Source organism: Holophagales bacterium (assembly GCA_016719485.1).
Lineage (GTDB): Bacteria > Acidobacteriota > Thermoanaerobaculia > UBA5066 > UBA5066 > UBA5066.
Genome location: JADJZB010000029.1, coordinates 114,867 through 130,847, shown reverse-complemented (window position 1 = coordinate 130,847; position 15,981 = coordinate 114,867). Strand labels below are relative to the sequence as shown.

The following is a 15,981-nucleotide window of genomic DNA, read 5'->3' as shown; positions in this document are numbered from 1 at the left end:
TCAGGGCCTTTTCGAGTTTGCCGGTGGGGTCTCCTCATCCAGCGCCCTGGCGAGCAGCCGGGCGATGTGCTGTACCTCGACCGGGTTCTCCTTCTTGTCGAACCCGCCGCGAATCTGCATGACGCAGCCGGGGCAGTCCATCGCGGCGGTCCCGGCCTTCGTGTCGCGGATGTTCGCGAGCTTCTTCTGGAGGATCGGCTTGCTGATCTCGGGGAACTTGAGCGAGTAGGAGCCGCCCATGCCGCAGCAGGTGTCCGACTCCTTCATCTCGACGACCTCGTGGCCGGCCTTCCGGAGGAGCGCGCGCGGCTCCTCTGAGACGTGCAGGGTTCGCTTCAGGTGGCAGGAGTCGTGGTACGTGACGGGCGGGAGCTTCTTCGTATCGATCTTCAGCGACCCGTCCCCGACGAGCTTCGTGACGAGGGAGGAGAAGTCGATCACCTTCGCGGCGAGGGCGTCGGCCTTTGCAAGCCACTCGGTCTTCCCCGTGCTCCGGAGCGCCCGCGCGAACTCGTGCTTCAGGGCCGTCGTGCAGGTGGGGCAGGCCGAGACGACCCAGTCGACCTCCTCGGCGAGGAGCGCCTCGAGGTTGTCGATCGCGTTCTGCGCGGCGACCTCGTAAGCGCCGCTGTAGCGCGCGGGGGCGCCGCAGCAGGTCTGGGCCTCGGGGAAGGTCACCTCGACGCCTCCCGCGTTGAGCACCTTCACGACGTCCTCGCCCATTCCGGGGTAGGCGAAGTCGATGAGGCAGCCGGCGTAGAACGCGGCCTTCCTGGTTCCCTTCTTCTGCGGGATCTCCTTGAACGTGTCGCGGAAGGGCCTGTCGGCAATGGCGGGGAGGCTCCGGAAGTCGGCGAGCCCCGAGAGGAAGAACGGCAGGTGCCGCACGAACCCGTCCTTCTCGAACGGCTTCTGGGCGAGGGAGGCCGAGCGCAGGACCGAGTGGAAGAGGCGGCGGTTGTTGACGACCTTGAAGATCGCCTTCTGGACGAACGGCTGCCCCTTGTCCTGCACCTGTCGCCGGCGCACCTCGACGATGAGCTCGGGGATGTCGATCTTCCCCGGGCAGACGCCGACGCAGTTGCCGCACTGGATGCAGAGCCCCTGGATCTCCTTCGAGCGCTCCATCGCCCCGGTCCAGGCCGTCAGGATGGTGCCGATGCCGCCCGTGTAGACGTCCCCGAAGACGTGCCCGCCGACGTGACGGTAGACGGGGCAGACGTTCAGGCAGGAGGCGCAGCGGATGCACTGCAGCGCCTCCTTGAAGACCGGGTCGGCCGCCATCTCGCTCCGCCGGTGGTCCATCAGGACGATGTGCAGCTCCTTCGGCGTCCCGTCGGTGTTCGGCGCGGCGCCGGTGATCATCGAGACGTAGCTCGTCATCAGCTGTCCGGTCGCGCTGCGGGGGAGGGCGGTGAGGATCGGGACGACGTCCGCGAAGGCGGGGACGAGCTTCTCGAGGCCGACGATCGCGACGTGGATCTTCGGCAGGGTCGTGACGAGGCGGGCGTTCCCCTCGTTCGTGACGAGTACGAGCGTCCCGGTCTCGGCGACGGCGATGTTGGCCCCCGAGATTCCCATGTCGGCCTCGAGGAACGCGGGGCGCAGCTCCTTCTTCGCCACCTTCACGAGGCGCGGGATGTCGTTCGCGAGCCGTTCGCCGACCTCCTTGCTGAAGATCTCGGCCACGTCCTCCTTCGTCAGGTGGATCGCCGGCATCACCATGTGCGAGGGGCGCTGGCCGGCCAGCTGGATGATCCACTCGCCGAGGTCGGTCTCCTTCACGTCGATCCCGGCTTCGGTGAGCGCCGCATTGAGGTGGACCTCCTCGGAGGCCATCGACTTGGACTTCGCGACCTTCTTCACGCCCTTCTCGCGGGCCAGGTCGACGATGTAGCTCCGGACCTCCTCGGGGCTCTTCAGGAGGACGACCTTCGCGCCGCGCGCCTCGGCCTCCTTCTTGAACCGGGCCACGAGCTCCGGGAAGCGTCCGGCGGCGTCTCCCTTCACCTCGGCGATGCGCGTCCTCACCGCCTCGAAGTCGACTCCCTGGTACGCCTTCGCGCGGCTGATCGGGTAGGCCTCGTAGAACCGGCCGAGGGCCCCGGCGAGGTTCGGGTTGCCGAGCGCCTCGCCGATCTCCTTGCGGAACGTCATCGTCATGGCATCACCTCCGGGTTCGCACCGTCACCGTCGTGGACGACGACCACGAGGCGCGACGGCCCGTGGACGCCGATCGTCAGGACCCGCTCGATGTCGGCCGTCCGGCTCGGCCCGGTGATGAAGGAGATGTAAGGAGCGCGGCCCGGATCGAGCTTCGGCACGACGTCGGCGAGCCCCGGGAGGATCCGGCTGGCGGGAAGGAGAGCGACGTGGATCTCCGGCAGCGTCGAGACGAGGCGGAGGACGGGGTCGGTGGCGTCCTGGACGACCGTACCCGTGTCGGCGAGCCCCCACTCCATCTCGCTGACGCCGACGCGGCTCTCGGTGGCCGCCTCCCGCGTGACGTCGAAGGTCAAGCCGGGGACACGCGAGGCGAGGGACGACGCGAGGGAGCGCGACACGAGCGGACCGGCCGCCCACACCGCCCTGAGGCCGGGCACGTCCGCAGCCCCTTCACGCCGGAGCAGCTCCTCGACGAATTGGACGGCCTCGGCAGCGCTGCCGACCCTGTGGACCTCCGCGCTCACGGCCTCGGCGCGTGTACGGAACGTGTCGAACATCGCGACCTCCCGGACCGGGATGTCATGCCCGGTGCCTGGCCCCCCAGTCTAGCTGGAACTAGGTAAAAGTATCTAGGAAATTCTTGGAGGATCGTCCGTCAGGCCGCCCCCGGGCCGGTGATGCCCTGCTAGCCTCCCCGCTGGCCTGCCCGATGAAGATCCGCCCGCTCCTCCTCGCTCTTCTGGTCCTCGTCGGACCGGCCGCAACCGCCCAGCCTGCGGTGGCGGATGCAGCCTCGGGTAAGAGGGTCCTCGTTCTCCACTCCTATTACAAGGGCTACAAGTGGACCGACGACGAGAACCGGGGGATCTCCGCGGCGCTCGAGCCGGCCCTCGGCGTCGAGAACGTCTTCGTCGAATACATGGATACGAAGCGCTTCTTCGAGGACCGCTACGTTTCCCAGCTCCCGGAGGCTTACCGGAGGAAGTACCTCGACCACCGGATCGACCTCATCGTGGCCACCGACGATCGCGCGATGGAGTTCCTCGTGGAGCATCGCGACGACGTCTTTCCAGGTACGCCCGTCGTCTTCTGCGGGGTGAACTATTTCCGGGAAGAGAAACTGAGGGGTCGGCCGCTCTTCACCGGCGTGAGCGAGGACGTCGACGTCGGAGCGAGCCTCGACACGGCCCTCGCGCTCCATCCCGGGACCAGCCGGATCTACATCGTGAACGAAGACACGGAAACGGGCCGGGCCGTGAGGGAACGGCTCGACGAGATCGGCCCGTCCTGGAAGGGCGTGCCGCTCGAGCCGCTCGACGGCCTGCCGATGGCGAAGATCCTCGCCCGGGTCCGGTCGCTTCCGCCCACGAGCCTCGTCTTCTTCACGTTCTTCTCCCGAGACGTGGAGGGAAGGGTCTTCGGGTACGACGAGAGCATCCGGCTCGTCTCCGAGGCCTCGACCGTCCCCGTGTACGGCGCCTGGGACTTCAACCTCGGGTTCGGGCTCGTGGGCGGCATGCTCGCGAGCGGCTTCGACCAGGGAGAGACGGCCGGGACGATCGCGCTGAAAGTCCTTCGCGGAGCGGACCCGGCGTCGATCCCGGTCGTGAGGAGCCTCCCGGGACGGTATCTCTTCGACCATGTCCAGCTCGTGAGGTGGGGCATCCCGTCCTCCCGTCTTCCGGCCGGGAGCACCGTGATCAACCTCCCCGAGTCGGCGTACTCCCGCTACCGGAACCTGATCCTCACGGGCGCCGGGGCGCTGATCCTTCTCGGCGTCCTGAACGCGGTCCTCGCGCTGAACATCAGCCGGCGGAAGCTGGCCGAGGCGGCGCTGCGGGAGCACCAGGAGCAGCTGGAGGAGACGATCCGAGTCCGCTCGGCGCAGCTCTCGACGGCCAACGAGGAGCTCCGGAGGGACATCCTCGAGCGGGAGAGGACGGAACGGGCGCTTCGGGCCGCGGAAATGAATCTGAGGAGCATCTTCGAGAACGCGGCGGAAGGGATCTACCAGTCGACTCCGTCCGGGCGGTTCGTGACCGTGAACCCGGCCCTCGCCGCGATGGCCGGCTACGCATCGCCGACCGACATGGTCGAGGCCATCGCCGACATCCGGAAGGACTTCTACGTCCAGCCCGGCAGCCGGGCCAGGTTCGAGGAGTCGCTCGCGTCCGCGGAAGAGGTGCGAGGCTTCGAGTCGCTCGTCAGGAGGAAGGACGGCGGACTCATCTGGGTCCTCGAGAACGCGCGGGCGATCCGGAACGAGAAGGGCCGCGTCGACCACTACGAGGGAATCGTCCAGGACGTCAGCGAGCGCCGCCGCATGGCGGAGAAGCTGGACCGGACGCGCCAGAAGCTGCGCGGGCTGGCGGGCGAGCTGACACAGGTCGAAGAGCGGGAGCGCCGGACGATCGCCGCGCACCTTCACGACCAGCTCGGAGCCGTCCTCTCGATGGCGAAAGTGAAGCTCGCCTCCCTCCGCCAGGGGGCCGAGGGGACCCCCTTCGCCCCGGCCCTCGAGGAGGTCCACTCTCTCGTCGGGGACGCCGTCCAGGAGACGCGCTCGCTCACGTGGGAGCTGAGCCCGCCCATCCTCTATCAGCTCGGCCTGGAGGCCGCCCTGGAGTGGCTCGGCGAGAGCGTCGAGCAGCGGCACGGCGTCGCCTTCCGGCTGACGAAAGAGGGAACGCAGCGCGACCTCGGCGAGGAACGCCGGTTCCTCGTCTTCTCGGCGGTCCGCGAGCTCCTGCTCAACGTCGTCAAGCACGCCGGCGCCAGCGGCGTCTCCCTGCACCTCCGCTGGCTCGAGGGCGTCGTCGAGGCGACCCTCGAGGACGATGGAGAGGGCTTCGACGTCCCGGCTGCGGCGGCCCTTCCCGACGCCCGCCGGAGCTTCGGCCTCTTCAGCATCCAGGAGCGGTTCGACGACCTCGGCGGGAGCGTCTCCATCCGTTCGGCCCCCGGAGAAGGAACGTCCGTAACCCTCGTGCTACCTTATGCGGCGGAGGCCAGCGGGCAGGGCGAATGAGCACGACCATCCTCCTGGTGGACGACCACCGGATCGTCCGCGAGGGGCTCCGGACCCTCCTCGGCCAGCAGCCGGACCTCGAGGTCGTCGGAGAGGCCGCCGACGGGCGCGACGCCGTCACGCAGGCGCGTCTCCTCCGGCCCGACGTCATCGTGATGGACATCGCCATGCCGGAGCTGAACGGCGTCGAGGCGACCCGGCTCATCCTCGCGGAGCTCCCGCAAGTGCGCATCGTGGCGCTCTCCATGTACGCCGATCGGCGTTTCGTCGCGGAGATCCTGCGGGCCGGCGCCCTCGGATACGTTCTGAAGGACGGGGCGTTCGAGGAGCTGGCGCTGGCGATCCGGACGATCACGGAGGGGAAGACCTACCTCAGCCCGTCGATCGCCGGGCTCGTCGTCGAGGAGCTCATGCAGCGAACGTCCGCCCCGGGCTCCCCGTCGCTCGGCGGCCTGACCCCTCGCGAGAGACAGGTCCTGAAGCTCCTGGCGGACGGGATGCGGCCGCGGGAGATCGCGCTGGAACTGTCCATCAGCGTGAAGACGGTCGAGGTCCACAAGCAGAACCTCATGAACAAGCTGGAGATCCACACGGCGGCCGAGCTGACCCGTTTCGCCATCAGGGAAGGCCTTTCCGCTCCCTGAAGGGTCGGGAGTCTCCGGAAGCGGATCGGGACTGTCCTGTCTCCCGTTGAGGCGTATCCAGTGGACACCCCGGCCCTGTCTCTAAGTAGAAAGACGGGTGAATTGATGCACTTTCATCATTGCACCTAGGTATCATGGTCCCCATCCTTAGGCCCATCTGGTTGGGAAGAGGAGGGGACAATGCTGACCTGGACCCAGATCTACACCCCGGTAGCAGGCAACCTGCTGCTCTCGGCCCTCGTGGCGGCACTTCCGGTGGTCGTGCTGCTGGGCCTGCTCGCGTTCTTCCACGTGAAGGCGCACAAGGCCGCGCTCCTGGGACTCGCGACCTCCCTCGGAGTCGCCATCTTCGTATACGGGATGCCGACGAAGCTCGCGCTGACCTCGGCCGTGTACGGGGCGGCCTACGGCCTCTTCCCGATCGGCTGGATCGTTCTCTGCGCGATCTTCGTCTACGACCTCACCGTGAAGTCGGGTGACTTCGAGGTCGTCAAGCACACCGTCGCGGGTCTCGCGGACGACCGCCGGATCCAGGCGCTGCTGATCGCGTTCTCCTTCGGCGCGTTCATCGAGGGCGCTGCGGGCTTCGGGACCCCGGTCGCGATCTCCGCGGCGATGCTCATCGGCCTCGGCTTCCGGCCCCTTCTCGCGGCCGGGATCGCCCTGATCGGAAACACCGCCCCGGTCGCCTACGGCGCGCTCGGCACGCCCATCGTCGTCCTGGCGTCCGTCACCGGCCTCGACGTCCAGGCTCTCTCGGCCATGACCGGCCGGCAGCTCCCCTTCTTCTCTCTCCTCGTCCCCTTCTGGCTCGTCTGGGCGATGGCCGGCCGCAAGGCGATGTGGGAGGTCTGGCCCGCCTGCCTGACCTCGGGCCTCAGCTTCGCCGTCACGCAGTTCCTCGTCAGCAACTACCACGGTCCCTGGGTCGTCGACATCGCCGGCGCCATCGTGTCGATGGGGGCGACGGTCCTCCTCCTGAAGTTCTGGCAGCCGAAGAAGACCTGGAGCTTCGAGCACGAGAACAAGGCGGAACGGGCCAGCGAGGCTGCGAACCGGCCGATCCACACTCCGAAGCGGGCTCTCATGGCGTGGATGCCCTGGATCCTCCTCTCGGTCTTCGTCTTCGCGTGGGGTCTCCCGCAGGTGAAGGACGTCCTCAACGGGGGCAAGAAAGACTCCCCGAACGTCCTCAAGGGTGTCTCGATGCTGAAGTGGGAGGCCCCCGGCCTCCACAAGGCGGTCATCAAGGCCCCGCCGGTCGTGAAGGCCGAGAAGCCGGAAGAGGCGGTCTTCACGTTCAACTGGCTCTCGGCCACCGGGACGAGCCTCCTTCTCTCCGGCATCGTGAGCGGCCTGCTCATCGGCTTCTCGTTCAAGGAGATCGCCAAGGTCTTCTGGGGGACGCTGATGCGCGTGAGGATCTCGCTCCTCACCATCGGGGCCATGCTGGCGCTGGGCTTCTCGACGCGCTATGCGGGACTCGACGCCACGATGGGGCTCGCGTTCGCCTCGACCGGCGTCCTCTTCCCCTTCTTCTCCCCGCTCCTCGGCTGGCTCGGCGTCGCGCTGACGGGGAGCGACACCTCCTCGAACGTCCTCTTCGGCGGGCTGCAGATGATCAGCGCCGAGAAGCTCGGCATCAACCCGATCCTCGCGGCCGCGGCGAACAGCAGCGGCGGCGTCATGGGCAAGATGATCGACGCGCAGAGCATCGTCGTCGCCAGCGTCGCGACGAACCAGCAGGGGCAGGAGGGCGTCATCCTCCGCTACGTCTTCTGGCACTCGATCGTCCTGGCGTGCCTCGTCGGCGTCCTCGTCTTCCTGCAGGCCTACGTCTTCCCCTGGATGATCCCGACCGTCGAAGCGGTCGCAAAGTGAGGAGAGAAATGAAGATCACCCGCCTCCTGGGCCGTGCCCTGGCGACCGCCGCCGCCGTCCTTCTCCTCGCCCCGGCGCCGGCCGACGCCCAGGCCCTCATCAAGGTCAACGACAACGTGAACTTCAAGTTCGGCTTCCAGTTCCAGGGCTGGGCCGACTGGAGCCAGAGCGCCGCGGACGGCGGGTACGCGCAGAACCTCTTCGTGCGGCGCGCCCGGCTCCTCATGGGCGGCCAGGTCGCCAAGGACGTCACGTTCTTCTTCCAGACCGACAGCGGCAACCTCGGCAAGGTGACGAACGGCGTGAAGGCGACGAACACCGGGTTCATCATCCAGGACGCCTGGGTGTCGTGGAAGATCGACGACGCGTTCATCCTCGACGCGGGACTCTTCCTCGTGCCGCTCAGCCGGAACATCCTCCAGTCGACGCTCAGCTTCTACACGCTCGACATCAGCCCCACGTCCACCGTCATGGCCGGCCCGACGCAGACGGTCGGCCTGCGCGACACCGGCGTCCAGGCGAAGGGGTACCTCGTGGACGGCGGCCGCCTGGAGTACCGCGCGGCCGTGATGCAGGGCGTGCGCGACGCCGCCTCGCGGAACTCGCTGCGGACGGCGGGCTACCTCCAGTACAACTTCTTCGAGAAGGAGAAGGGGTACGTCTTCGCCGGCACGAACCTCGGGAAGAAGAAGATCCTCAACGTCAACGGCGGGTTCGACGTCCAGAAGGACTACAAGGCCTACAGCGGCGACGTCTTCGCTTCCATCCCGGTCGCCAAGGGCGACGAGATCGGCGGCCAGGTGCAGTGGATCCACTACGACGGCGGCGACTTCATCAAGACGATCCCGAAGCAGGACGACCTCCTCGTCGAAGCCGCCTACTACCTCTCCAAGGTCAAGGTCCAGCCTTTCCTCAAGTACGAGAGCCAGAAATTCGCGTACGACGTCGACAAGGCGAAGGACCAGGAAAGGTTCGGCGGAGGGCTGAGCTACTACGTTTCCGGCCAGAACTTCAAGATCACGGCGCAGTACCTCCGGGTCGATCCGAAGAGCTCGGCCCTGAAGTCGACGAACCAGTTCACGGTCCAGATGCAGGCGTTCTACTTCTGAACCCGGTCCCGGGCGGCGCCGGGGAGGAGAATCCTCCCGGCGCCGCACTTCCCGAAGAGCCTGCGCAGGAGGGCCTCTCATGACGACCGCCACGGAAGTCCTCGAAGGCCTGCCGGCCGCAGCCGCGTTTCACGAGGGAGGCCTCCGGTCCGCCCTGGAACGCATCGCGGGCCCGGGCCGGGTCCTCGACAGGCCGATCGACCGGATCGCGTTCGCCTCCGACGCGAGCTTCTACCGGCTGATCCCGAAGGCCGTCGTTCTGACGGAGTCCGTGGACGAGGTCGCCGCGCTCTTCCGCCTCGCCCGCGAGACGAAGATCCCGATGACGCTCCGCGCGGCGGGAACCTCGCTCTCGGGGCAGGCCGTCACGGACGGCCTCCTCGTCGAGGTCGCCCGCCACTGGCGGACCGTGAAGGTCGAGGACGGCGGGAAGAGGTTCCGGGCGCAGCCCGGCGTCATCGGCGCCTCCGTGAACAACGCGCTCAGGCCCTACCGCGTGAAGATGGGGCCCGATCCGGCCTCCATCAATACCTGCACGATGGGCGGCATCCTCTCGAACAACTCCAGCGGCATGTGCTGCGGCGTGACCCAGAACGCCTACCACACGCTGGAGTCGCTCTCGTTCCTCCTCCCTTCGGGGACGCGGATCGACACCGCGGCGCCGGGGGCCGACGCGCAGTTCCGCGAGGCCGAGCCGGCGCTCTGGCAGGGGCTCGTCGACCTGAAGGCGAAGCTCGAGGCCGACCCTGCGCTCGTGGCACGCATCCGGTCGAAGTACCGGATGAAGAACACGACCGGGTACTCGCTGAACGCCTTTCTCGACTTCGAGAAGCCGGTCGAGATCTTCCGCAACCTCCTCGTCGGGGCGGAGGGGACGCTCGCCTTCATTTCCGAGGCGGTCCTCTCCACCGTGCCGGACCTCCCCGTCAAGTACACCGGTCTCCTCCTCTTCCCGACGATGCATGCCGCCTGCGCGGCGATCGTCCCGCTGCGCGACTCCGGCGCGAAGGCCCTGGAGCTCCTCGACCGGGCCTCGCTGAGATCGGTCGAGACCCAGCCCGGGGTACCGGCCTCGATTCGCACCGTGCCCGAAGGAACCGCCGCCCTCCTCGTCGAGTACCAGGCGGCGGAGGAGTCCGAGCGGAAGGGCCTCGAGGACGTCGCCGCCGCGGTCGTCGCGACGTTCGCCCTTCTCGAGCCGGCCCGCTTCACGCACGACCCTGTGGAGCAGGCGCTCCTCTGGAAGGTCAGGCAGGGGACGTTCCCGTCGGTCGGCGCGGCCCGCAAGAGCGGCACGACGGTCCTCATCGAGGACGTCGCCTTCCCGATCGAGCACCTCGCCGACGCCGCCGTCGACCTGACGAAGCTCTTCGGCAAGCACGGCTACCCGGAGGCGATCATCTTCGGCCACGCCAAGGACGGGAACCTCCACTTCGTCATCACGCAGTCGTTCAACGACCAGGCGGCGCTCGACCAGTACGCGCGCTTCATCGAGGACGTCGTCGAGCTCGTCGTGAAGAAGTACGACGGCGCGCTGAAGGCCGAGCACGGCACGGGCCGGAACATGGCCCCGTTCGTCGAGACGGAGTGGGGGCCCGAGGCCTACGCCGTGATGAAGCGGGTGAAGGAGCTCTGCGACCCCGAGGGGATCCTCAACCCCGGCGTCATCCTGAACCCCGACCCGAGGGCCCACCTGAAGGACGTCAAGCCGATGCCGACCGTCGAGGAAGAGGTCGACAAGTGCATCGAGTGCGGCTACTGCGAGCCGAAGTGCCCGAGCCGCGAGCTGACCCTCACCCCGCGCCAGAGGATCGTCCTGAGGCGTGAGATGACGCGCCTCGAGACGACCGGCGGGAACGCACCCCTTCTCGCGGCCCTCGAGGCCGACTTCCCGTACGCGGCGGTCGACACCTGCGCCGTGGACGGCCTCTGCGCGACGGCGTGTCCCGTCTCCATCGACACCGGCCAGCTGACGAAGAGGCTCCGGAAGGCGCGCCACTCCGAGCGGGCGAAGAAGGTCGCCCTCGGTCTGGCCCGTCGCTTCGCGACGATCGAGCCGGCGATGAGGATGGGCCTCAGGGCCGGGCACGCCGTCAGTTCGATCTTCGGGGCGGGGGCGATGGCCGGCGTCACCCGGGCGATCCGCGCCGTCGTCGGGCAGCCCTTCCCGCAGTGGAGCGCCGAGATGCCGCACGCGGCGAAGGCCGCGCGACCCGCGACCGCAAGGGACGGGGCGGCTGCCGTCTATTTCCCTGCGTGCATCTCCCGGACGATGGGGGCCCTGCCGGGTGAGCCGGGCGAGACGTCGCTCATGGAGGCGTTCGTCACGGTCGCGAAGCGGGCCGGCTCACCGGTCTGGATCCCCGAAGACGTCGAAGGCACCTGCTGCGGCGTCCCCTTCTCCTCGAAGGGGTACACCGACGCGAACGCCTTCACCGTGAACCGCGCCATCGAGCGTTTCTGGGCCTGGTCGGACGGCGGGAAGCTCCCGGTCGTCGTCGACACGAGCCCCTGCACCTACGGCGTCAAGACGTGCCGGTCGCAGCTGACGCCCGAGAACCAGACGCGGTTCGACCGGCTGACGATCCTGGACGGCGTCGCGTTCACGCACGACACGCTTCTTCCCCGACTCGCGGCGAAGCTCAGGTCCGGCCCGGTCGCGCTGCACCCGGTCTGCTCGGTGACGAAGATGAACCTCGGCGGCAAGCTCGAGGGGATCGCCCGCTTCTGCAGCGACGACGTGACCGTTCCGGCGTCGGCGGGCTGCTGCGCCTTCGCGGGGGACCGAGGGTTCCTCCACCCCGAGCTGACCGCCTCGGCGACGAAGCACGAGGCGGCCGAGGTGAAGGCGAAGGGATGCCAGGAGCACCTCTCGAGCAGCCGGACCTGCGAGATCGGGATGACGCGCGCGACCGGGGAGATATACCGGTCGTACATGTTCCTGCTCGAGAGGGTGACGCGGGGCTGAGGTCCGTCCCTCAGAGCCGGACGGTCGTCTCCTCGTAGAACCCGTCGAGCTGCGAGCGGTACTTCTGCTCGACGGTCTTTCTCTTGAGCTTCATCGAAGGGGTCAGGTCTCCCGACTCGAGCGTCAGGTCGGCCGGCAGGATGGTCCACTTCTTCACCTGTTCCCAGGTGGCGACGTCCTTGTTGACCTCGTCGATGAAGGGCGCGATGAGGTCACGGACCTCCTTCGAGGCCACGACTTCCGGATAGCTCTTCCCCTCGAGCCCGTGGGTGGTCGCCCACTTCGTGATCGCCTCCGGATCCAGGGCGACGAGCATCGAGACGAAATTCCGGTTGTCGCCGTGGGCGAGCGAGTGGCTGACGTAGGGGCAGGCGACCGTGAGCCTCTTCTCGAGCATCTGCGGGGCGACGTATTTCCCGCCGGAAGTCTTGATGAGGTCCTTCTTGCGGTCCGTGATCTTCACGAAGCCGTCCTCGACGTGCCCGATGTCGCCGCTGTGGAGCCAGCCGTCCGCGTCGAGCGTCTCGGCCGTCTGATCGGGGAGGTTGTGGTAGCCGCGCATCACGCCGCGACCCTGGATGAGGATCTCGCCATCCTCGGCGATCCGGATGCGCGTCCCGGGCAGCGGCGCCCCGACCGTCCCGAAGCGGAGCTTCCCGAGCGTGTTCACGCAGGTGGCGGCGCTCGTCTCCGTGAGGCCGTAGCCCTCGAGAACGACGATCCCCGCCGCGTGGAAGAACTCGCCGAGCGGCCTGGCGAGCGGGGCGCTCCCGGAAACGAAGCAGCGGAGGCGGCCTCCGAAGAGCGTGTGGAGTTTCGAGAAGACGAGCGCGTGGGCGACCTTGTGCTTCAGGGCGAGGAGACCCGAGGGCTCCTGGCCGGCCAGGCGGAGCTTCGAGACCTCGCGGCCGACGCCGAAGGCCCAGGAGAAGATGGCCCACTTGGCGCCGCCGGCGTCCTTGGCCCCGGTCGTGACCTTGTTGTAGATCTTCTCGAAGATGCGAGGCACGGCGGCGACGAACGTCGGCTTCACCTGGCCCAGGTTCTCGACGATCTTCTCGACCCGGCCGTCGACCGCGGTGGAGAAGCCGATCCGGAGCTGGGCCGCCTCGAGGACCTTGCCGAAGGAGTGGGCGAGCGGGAGCCAGAAGTACTGCCGGTCGTCCTCGTTGAGGAGCTTCAGCTCGTCGATCGCCTCCGCCTCGTAGAGCCAGCAATCGTGCGTCAGCTCCACCCCCTTGGGGCGACCCGTCGTCCCGGAGGTGTAGATGAGCGTCGCGAGGGCGTCGGTCCTCACGGCGTCGACGGTCGCCTCGTAACGTCCCGGGTTGGCGGCGTCCCAGGCCCGGCCCTTCGCCATCAGCTGGTCCATCGTCAGGACGTACCCGTCGTCCGTTCCGGCGCCCTCGAAGACGACGATCGCCTTGACGTCGGGGACCTCGGAGCGCTTGGCGGCGATCCGGTCGGCCTGCTCGCGGCTCTCGGCGAGGAGGATGCGCGTTCCCGAGTCCTGGAGGATGAAGAGGCAGTCGGGGGTCGTGCTCGACGGGTAGATCGTCGTCGTCGCGCCGCCCGCGGCGAGGATCCCGAGGTCCGCGAGGATCCAGTCGATCCGCGTCGCGGAGAGGATGGACGCGCGTTCCTCGTCCCCGAGCCCGAGCGCGCGGAGGCCGCAGGCGATCGCCTTCACCTTCTCGCCGACCTGGCGCCAGCTCAAGGTGGTCCACCCGTTTCCCTCCGGGAACAGGAACGCGTCGCGATCGGGCGTCTTCGCCACGCGCTGCAGGAACATCTGGGGGACGGATCGGAACGTCTCGGCCACGGCGCTCCTCCTCTCAGCCTGTCTCGGAAGTGGAAGTTCTACCACGTCCCTCGCGGAATGGCGGCACCTGCGCTCACGCGGCTTCGAAATGAGACCCGCTCCCGGATCGTCCGGCCTCGGCCGGGCCGAGCCGTAGACTGCGCGCGCCATGCGCCTCCTTCTCCGCTACTTCTTCCGCGGGCTCCTCGTCTTCGTGCCAACCGTCCTGACGATCGCCATCGTCGTGTTCGTCTTCAGGACGATCGACTCCGTCGTGGGGCTCCCGATCCCGGGTGCCGGTTTCCTCGCGACGATCGTTCTCATCGTCGTGATCGGAGCCCTCGCCTCGAACTTCATCACGAGGCGCCTGATCGAGCTCGTGGAGGGCGTCTTCCGCCGGCTCCCGTTCGTGAAGATCCTCTACTCGGCGATCCGCGACGTGACCGACGCGTTCGTCGGAGACCGGAAGGGCTTCGACCGGCCGGTGACGGTCGTCGTGAACGAGGCCGCGGACATCCGGGCAGTCGGGTTCCTCACACGCGACGCGCTTCCCGAGATCGGCCTTCCGGACCACGTCTCGGTCTACCTCCCACAGTCCTACAACTTCGCCGGGCAGATGCTCGTCGTCCCGCGGCGTCTCGTGTCGCCGCTCGGGGCGCCGGGCGCCGATGCGATGGCGTTCATCGTCTCGGGGGGCGCGGCCGAGATCCGGGCGGCGCGTCGACCGACGGACGGACCAGAGACGGTCGCGAACGTCCTGGCGGCGAGAACCCTCCGATTCCCGTAGCGTCTCGTGCCTCGCACGACGACGAAACGGCCGCCCGGGTCGGGCGGCCGTTTCGGGATCGTCGTGCTGCCGGGGGAGCTACTTCGACGCGATCGTGAACTTGACGGTGGTCGTGAGCTCCTTGCCGAGGAAGAGCTCGACGCGGTAGTTCCCTGGCGCCCACTGCGGGTTCGGCTTCGAGTACGAGTAGGGGATCCAGGTGGCGCCACCGGGGAACTTCATCGTGGTCTCGGCGAACTTCGTGTTCGCGTCGACGCCTTCGCATTTCTCGGCGATCCAGACCGCCTTCACCGGCGTGTCCTTCGGGGCGTCGGCCACCATCGCGAAGATGTAGATCTTCGCCTGGGTGGGGGGGAAGGTGGTGCGTTCGGCCATCGTCTCCCGGCTGTCGGAGGCGATCGCGGTGTCGATGCGTCCCTTCTCCTGCGCGACGAGGGCCGGCGCCAGCGCAATCGAGACGAGGGCGACGAGAAGGATCCGGGTCGGAACTCTCACTTCGGTCTCCTTTCGGTTCGTGCTTTCGAAAACGGGCCGGACGCCGGCTTCCCCTGCCTTCCAGCGGCGTTCTCTCTTCGCTGGTGCCTCCGACGCCCCGACGGTCTCCTCCCGCCCGCCCGCGGTCCTCGCGCCGCCGGGCACCCGAGGGGAATTTGGAACCGGATCCGGCGCGATGTCAACGGGATACAGGGTCTCGTGACTCCTTCGACGGGAATGATCCGTTCGCATCATTGCGCGGCTCGGCGGTCCTCGCCTAGCCTCCCTTTCGGCGCCGGGCCGCTTCCGCGGACCGCGCTCGCGAGGGGCCGCCGGGATCGAGAAGGGGACCCCCGCACCTGAGGAGGCCGTCATGGCGATGATGATCACCGAGAACTGTATCAGCTGCGGTACCTGCGAACCCGAGTGCCCCAACCAGGCGATCAGCCCGGGGGACATGATTTACGTCATCGACCCCGCGAAGTGCACCGAGTGCTCCGGCGTCTACGATGCGCCGAAGTGCGTCGAGGTCTGCCCGACCGAGGGTTCGATCGTCCCCGCGACCGCCTGAGGACCTCAGACACGATCGGAACGGGCCGGGCGCTGGAGACCGACAAGGTCCGCCGCCCGGTCGATCTCGTTCCGGGAGGGCGATATCGCGACATGATCTCGGAGCAGTCCGGGCACGAGCCGATGCCGCATGGTGTCCCCTTTTCCGGATGGCAGGGAACTTGAAAGAAGCGAGCTGTGAAAGGGGCCTTACGCCCCGACCAGAAGGAGCCAGAGACATGAAGAAGACCACCGCCGCCGTTCTCGTCGCGGTTCTCGCGATCGTCCTCGCCTCCACGGGCATCGCCACGATGGACATGCAGAAGGACCTCAACGGCAAGTACCCCACGGCGAAGGCCAAGTGCGCGAGCTGCCACGTCAAGGCGATGGCCAAGAAGGGCGACGCCGAGATCAACGCTTTCGGCAAGGACATGATGGCGAAGGCCCTCGTCGACCCGAAGGCCGAGAAGAAGACCTTCGACTTCGCGAAGATCGAGACCCTCGACAGCGACGCCGACGGCAAGAGCAACCTCGACGAGCTCAAGGCCGGTACGAACCCCGGCGCCAAGTAAGA

The 15,981-nt window shown here is 67.9% G+C and carries 12 protein-coding genes; 8 read left to right on the top strand and 4 right to left on the bottom strand.

Annotated features, from left to right (window positions below; all coding sequences use genetic code 11):
- Both IPN03_20740 and IPN03_20735 read right to left on the bottom strand, forming a co-directional pair.
- The gene (locus IPN03_20740; protein ID MBK9376078.1) at positions 1 to 2,163 is read right to left on the bottom strand and encodes an LUD domain-containing protein; all 2,163 of its coding nucleotides are present in this window, start codon (positions 2,161 to 2,163) and stop codon (positions 1 to 3) included.
- A complete protein-coding gene (locus IPN03_20735) occupies positions 2,160 to 2,723 on the bottom strand; it encodes a lactate utilization protein (protein MBK9376077.1) in 564 nt (187 codons plus the stop codon). Before IPN03_20735 ends, IPN03_20740 begins: the two co-directional genes overlap by 4 nt.
- A gap of 152 nt (positions 2,724 to 2,875) precedes the next feature.
- On the opposite strand from IPN03_20735, the gene IPN03_20730 reads away from it, so the two are divergent.
- From IPN03_20730 to IPN03_20710, 5 genes are all read left to right on the top strand, one after another.
- Positions 2,876 to 5,194, top strand: a complete 2,319-nt coding sequence (locus IPN03_20730; GenBank protein ID MBK9376076.1) for a PAS domain S-box protein — start codon at positions 2,876 to 2,878, stop codon at positions 5,192 to 5,194.
- Positions 5,191 to 5,838 carry a response regulator transcription factor gene (locus tag IPN03_20725; protein MBK9376075.1) on the top strand — a complete coding sequence of 216 codons (648 nt, stop codon included), beginning with the start codon at positions 5,191 to 5,193 and terminating at the stop codon, positions 5,836 to 5,838. Before IPN03_20730 ends, IPN03_20725 begins: the two co-directional genes overlap by 4 nt.
- Positions 5,839 to 6,021: 183 nt before the next feature.
- Positions 6,022 to 7,719 carry an L-lactate permease gene (locus IPN03_20720; GenBank protein ID MBK9376074.1) on the top strand — a complete coding sequence of 566 codons (1,698 nt, stop codon included), beginning with the start codon at positions 6,022 to 6,024 and terminating at the stop codon, positions 7,717 to 7,719.
- An 8-nt stretch (positions 7,720 to 7,727) separates the two neighbouring features.
- Positions 7,728 to 8,828, top strand: coding sequence for a hypothetical protein (locus tag IPN03_20715; GenBank protein MBK9376073.1), 1,101 nt, complete (start codon positions 7,728 to 7,730; stop codon positions 8,826 to 8,828).
- Positions 8,829 to 8,907: 79 nt separating this feature from the next.
- On the top strand, positions 8,908 to 11,796 hold the full coding sequence (locus IPN03_20710; protein MBK9376072.1) for an FAD-binding oxidoreductase: 2,889 nt from the start codon (positions 8,908 to 8,910) through the stop codon (positions 11,794 to 11,796).
- A gap of 10 nt (positions 11,797 to 11,806) precedes the next feature.
- Here the strand turns inward: IPN03_20710 and IPN03_20705 are convergent, their stop codons facing one another.
- Positions 11,807 to 13,588, bottom strand: a complete 1,782-nt coding sequence (locus IPN03_20705) for a long-chain fatty acid--CoA ligase (GenBank protein ID MBK9376071.1) — start codon at positions 13,586 to 13,588, stop codon at positions 11,807 to 11,809.
- A 178-nt stretch (positions 13,589 to 13,766) separates the two neighbouring features.
- On the opposite strand from IPN03_20705, the gene IPN03_20700 reads away from it, so the two are divergent.
- The gene (locus IPN03_20700; protein ID MBK9376070.1) at positions 13,767 to 14,384 is read left to right on the top strand and encodes a DUF502 domain-containing protein; all 618 of its coding nucleotides are present in this window, start codon (positions 13,767 to 13,769) and stop codon (positions 14,382 to 14,384) included.
- Positions 14,385 to 14,462: 78 nt separating this feature from the next.
- On the opposite strand, the gene IPN03_20695 is transcribed toward IPN03_20700, so the two are convergent.
- Positions 14,463 to 14,879 carry a hypothetical protein gene (locus tag IPN03_20695; protein ID MBK9376069.1) on the bottom strand — a complete coding sequence of 139 codons (417 nt, stop codon included), beginning with the start codon at positions 14,877 to 14,879 and terminating at the stop codon, positions 14,463 to 14,465.
- Between the two features lie 352 nt (positions 14,880 to 15,231).
- Here IPN03_20695 and IPN03_20690 point away from each other — a divergent pair, with 352 nt between their 5' ends.
- Positions 15,232 to 15,429: a YfhL family 4Fe-4S dicluster ferredoxin gene (locus IPN03_20690; GenBank protein ID MBK9376068.1), complete on the top strand. Its 198-nt coding sequence runs from the start codon at positions 15,232 to 15,234 to the stop codon at positions 15,427 to 15,429.
- Between the two features lie 217 nt (positions 15,430 to 15,646).
- Entirely contained in the window at positions 15,647 to 15,979 is a 333-nt protein-coding gene (locus tag IPN03_20685; GenBank protein MBK9376067.1) for a hypothetical protein, read from the top strand.
- Positions 15,980 to 15,981: the final 2 nt, after the last annotated feature.

What these genes read in the sequence shown, in the direction of transcription:
- IPN03_20740 (MBK9376078.1), bottom strand. Translation starts at nt 2,163, where the DNA reads ATGACGATGACGTTCCGCAAGGAGATCGGCGAGGCGCTCGGCAACCCG.
- IPN03_20735 (MBK9376077.1), bottom strand. Translation starts at nt 2,723, where the DNA reads ATGTTCGACACGTTCCGTACACGCGCCGAGGCCGTGAGCGCGGAGGTC.
- IPN03_20730 (MBK9376076.1), top strand. Translation starts at nt 2,876, where the DNA reads ATGAAGATCCGCCCGCTCCTCCTCGCTCTTCTGGTCCTCGTCGGACCG.
- IPN03_20725 (MBK9376075.1), top strand. Translation starts at nt 5,191, where the DNA reads ATGAGCACGACCATCCTCCTGGTGGACGACCACCGGATCGTCCGCGAG.
- IPN03_20715 (MBK9376073.1), top strand. Translation starts at nt 7,728, where the DNA reads ATGAAGATCACCCGCCTCCTGGGCCGTGCCCTGGCGACCGCCGCCGCC.
- IPN03_20710 (MBK9376072.1), top strand. Translation starts at nt 8,908, where the DNA reads ATGACGACCGCCACGGAAGTCCTCGAAGGCCTGCCGGCCGCAGCCGCG.
- IPN03_20705 (MBK9376071.1), bottom strand. Translation starts at nt 13,588, where the DNA reads ATGTTCCTGCAGCGCGTGGCGAAGACGCCCGATCGCGACGCGTTCCTG.
- IPN03_20700 (MBK9376070.1), top strand. Translation starts at nt 13,767, where the DNA reads ATGCGCCTCCTTCTCCGCTACTTCTTCCGCGGGCTCCTCGTCTTCGTG.
- IPN03_20690 (MBK9376068.1), top strand. Translation starts at nt 15,232, where the DNA reads ATGGCGATGATGATCACCGAGAACTGTATCAGCTGCGGTACCTGCGAA.
- IPN03_20685 (MBK9376067.1), top strand. Translation starts at nt 15,647, where the DNA reads ATGAAGAAGACCACCGCCGCCGTTCTCGTCGCGGTTCTCGCGATCGTC.